This window comes from Roseivirga thermotolerans (genome assembly GCF_014653175.1).
GTDB classification, from domain to species: domain Bacteria; phylum Bacteroidota; class Bacteroidia; order Cytophagales; family Cyclobacteriaceae; genus Roseivirga; species Roseivirga thermotolerans.
The window spans coordinates 1-1,476 of record NZ_BNAG01000011.1 but is presented as its reverse complement, the minus strand read 5'-3'; the positions used below and the strand labels follow the sequence as shown (position 1 = coordinate 1,476).

At 47.1% G+C, this 1,476-nt stretch carries 1 pseudogene; it reads right to left on the bottom strand.

From position 1 onward, the window contains the following. A pseudogene (locus IE164_RS18480) lies at window positions 1-1,476 on the bottom strand (hypothetical protein); the annotation flags it as partial.

The following is a 1,476-nucleotide window of genomic DNA, read 5'->3' as shown; positions in this document are numbered from 1 at the left end:
AATCGAAAGCTGTTTTGCTCAGCACCTTAGAAGCAATTCCACAGTTGTCAGAGCTAGATACCTCTGCCTGAGCCATTGAAAGCGTGGCATTGCCCGAAGCATCGAGAGTAAGAGCTACATCCTGAACCTCAACTACAGGAGCGGCATTATCTACTACTGTAACTATGGCAGTAGCCGTAGAGATATTGCCAGAAGCATCTCTTACGGTAACTGTTACAGTGTTTTCACCCAGATTAGAACAATCGAAAGTAGTCTTGGAAGTAGCAATGGAAATGATCTTACAATTATCAGTAGTACAGGAAGTAAACTGCGACAGGTCACTATCGATGGTAAAGTCGCTGTAAGGAATACCCGTTGAGCTAGTTGTTGTTCCACTCAGGCCACCTCCGAGTCCGCCACCTAAGCCACCGCCCAGGCCGCCCCCCAGACCACCGCCATTCGATGACTCAATAACGGCATCTTCACAGATGTAGAGTACGTCTTTGTCGTGTATTCTGGCCTGACCGTTTTCATCAAGCGCCACCGTAATGTTTTGAGTGACTACCGGAGGAGCCGTGTTATCTACCACCGTAACGGTAGCCGTGGTAGTAGCCGTATTTCCGGCTGCATCTCTTACAATGAGAGTTACGGTGTTTTCTCCCACATTCGAGCAATCGAAAGCAGTTTTGGAAAGCTCCAGGGTTATGGATCCACATGCATCGTAAGAACCATTGTCGATCATTTCAGGGGTAATGGATACATTGCCTGTTTCGTCCAGTTCAACGGTAATGTTCTGAGCAATGGCAAAAGGCTTGGCACTATCTACAATGGTTACGGTAGCCGTAGCGGTAGTAGAGTTTCCGCTTTGATCCGTCACCGTAATGGTTATGATATTCTCACCAGTATCATCGCAAGTAAAAGTCTTTTTGTCTATCTCATAAGTAACAATAGAGCAATTGTCATAAGTACAGTCAGAGGCAAGGAAAGTCATTCCATCGCCACTACCGGGTACCGGCTGAGGTTCAGAGATTCCTCCACCCGAACAGTTGAGAACCAAAACATCTTCAGGAGTGATGGTAATAGAAGACCCTGAGCTAATAACCTTGTAGGCATTTTTGGTAACCACAACCGGAGCAATGTTATCCGTAACCGTAACAGTAGCCGTAGTAGTGCTTACGTTGCCATTCACGTCAGTTACAGTAAGAGTTACCGTGTTTTCACCCAAATCTCCACAACCGAATGAAGTTCTGTCGATGGTGTAAGAAGCAATACCGCAGTTGTCGAAAGAGCCGTTGTTCACCTGCTCTGCAGAAATAACCGCTTCGCCATTGGCATCGAGGAACACCTCAAAGCTATTGGCCAATGCAGTAGGCGCAGTGTTATCAATCACCGTTACAGTGGCTGTGGCCGAAGCAGAGTTTCCGCTAGGGTCTGTGCCGGTAAGAGTAACCGTATTAACCCCCACGTTAGAACAATCGAAGTTGAGTTTGTCCAGGC